The sequence below is a fragment of the Dokdonella immobilis genome, assembly GCF_900115085.1.
Lineage (GTDB): Bacteria > Pseudomonadota > Gammaproteobacteria > Xanthomonadales > Rhodanobacteraceae > Dokdonella > Dokdonella immobilis.
Genome location: NZ_FOVF01000069.1, coordinates 1 through 1,919, shown reverse-complemented (window position 1 = coordinate 1,919; position 1,919 = coordinate 1). Strand labels below are relative to the sequence as shown.

General features: G+C 54.4%; 3 protein-coding genes. All 3 read left to right on the top strand.

All coding sequences use genetic code 11. The annotated features are described in order from the left end of the window. Positions 1 to 201: hypothetical protein (locus BM125_RS20530; RefSeq protein WP_217647934.1), on the top strand; the 201-nt coding region annotated here is incomplete at its 5' end. A gap of 338 nt (positions 202 to 539) precedes the next feature. Further along, entirely contained in the window at positions 540 to 989 is a 450-nt protein-coding gene (locus BM125_RS20060; protein ID WP_139225143.1) for a hypothetical protein, read from the top strand. A gap of 57 nt (positions 990 to 1,046) precedes the next feature. Continuing rightward, the gene (locus BM125_RS21055; protein ID WP_092411122.1) at positions 1,047 to 1,415 is read left to right on the top strand and encodes a nucleotidyltransferase family protein; all 369 of its coding nucleotides are present in this window, start codon (positions 1,047 to 1,049) and stop codon (positions 1,413 to 1,415) included. The last annotated feature ends 504 nt before the right edge of the window (positions 1,416 to 1,919 follow it).

Here is a 1,919-nt window from a genome sequence, read left to right as displayed (position 1 = left end):
CTAGATGGCCTTATTACTGTACGCGGAGGTATCGCACACCGTGTAAAGCACAGCAAGAGTGTGCTCAAGCGTGATGTAATGTCGTCGGCAAACTTCATCAACTTTCTCGCCGCCAAAAGCAGCAATGCTGTTCGCTCCCACCTGTATTCCAGAGTCGGCGCCTATCCATGGGGCCGCTTTACTTATAAAGGCGCCGGGTGAGCGCTAACAATTCATTCAAGCCGAAGCCGCTTCGCGGCTCGGCTTAATTCAGGCGTTGGGCCGAATGAAAGCACTATGCGAGCAATGCCGCGAACGGCCGGCAGTTTCGGGCGCACTCAAGTGGTATGGCGCCCTGTTCCTGGGGGGCTGGTCGGGGTCTGGGTCGTACTGTGCAGATTGCGCAGGCGGTATGAACTTTGTCGGCCTGTTGGCCCTTACAGTGGTTGCTCTTGTTGCTTTTGTGCTTGCGGTAATCGCCTGGTAGGCGGCATGCTTCGGCCCAACTATTCAATCAAGCCGACCGCTGACGCGGCTGCTTATTTCCGGTGTTAGGCCTCATGATTGAAACTCCAATGCGCCGCATCTACTTCCATGTTTCGCCCGAAGCATTCAATCACGGTGAATTAAAGGCAAAAGGTAGCTTTGGCGCACTTCTAGCGAGCGACTGTCGGTATGTCCGCGATGATCCAGATGGCGAGTTCCTGCGAGAGAGAGTGCGCAGTACTCACTATTCCCACAAGCCAAGTCGCTTCAGGTCAAGTTTCGTTTTTGATTCTCTTCAGGATGCAGAATCTTTCCGGGATCGCCGAGGAATGCGTGAAAAGATCTATCGGGTTGCTTTTGCATCTGATCCAGTATCCATCCATCGCGTCTGCTATACGGCGTGGAATATGGGGCACTTCAATCTGGAAGTTCAGGCCCACGAGTTTTGGACTACCCCGCCAATCTATACAAGTGACACGGAGCTATTTGCGGAAGTGGATCTCATAATCTGCGGTGAGGCCTAACAATTCATTCAAGCCGACGCCGCTCTGCGGCGCGGCTCAACTCAAGCGTTAGGGCCTATGCCAAGCATCGAAGAACTCGGGAAGATCGTTCACGATTGGGCCGCAACTCAGCCTAGAGTCTCGGCCGCATATCTATTTGGCAGCAGGGTCAGAGGCACTAGTCGAGAGAACAGCGATCTCGATGTAGCAGTAGAGATTCTTAGCCCAAAGGGTTTGCCTGGCAACTTCTGCGATTGGGCTGGTCTCGCAGATGGGCAACGGGATTCCTTGGGGGCTTTATTGCCAGTCAGCCTCGATCTGACGCAGTACGAAAATCCCAAGGACACTCCCGTGGTGCACAAGGGGCTGTGTTCTGGCTCACTGCTCGTGTACTCAATGGGCCCTAACAATTCATTCAAGCCGACGCCGCTTGGCGGCGCGGCTTAACTCAGGTGTTAGCCACCTATGAGCATCCTCTCTACGTCCTCACCTCAAGCCTGGACGTTGGTCTTGCTCGTAAGCATTACCTACCTTCTTTGCATACTTGCACCTGTTATCTATTCTGCCATCGTTGTTCTGAGGCATCGTCCTGCGCTACCACGTCGTTTTCTGTTCGTAGGTACTGTTACCTCCCTTTGCTATGGGGTACTTGGTTTTGTCGGGCTCGCGCTGGAGCTCCCGCTCGCCGCATATCTCGTGTACGTAGCGCCGCAATTTGAAGCGTCTGGCAATTTCTCTGGCGGGCCACTCACTACAGTCGGCGCGTTTATAGTCAGCTACTGGTGGCTATTGCTCGGGCCGGCTTTGCTTGTGGTTTCGGTCATCACAACGCGGTACCTTGCAAAGCGCTGGGTTCGAGTCGTTGAGGCGCTGGGTGGCGAACTATTCCTCAAGAGACTTCCCGTCAACTCCGGGTGAGTGAGGCTGTGGCCCTGAGCTCTTAGGCGTTTG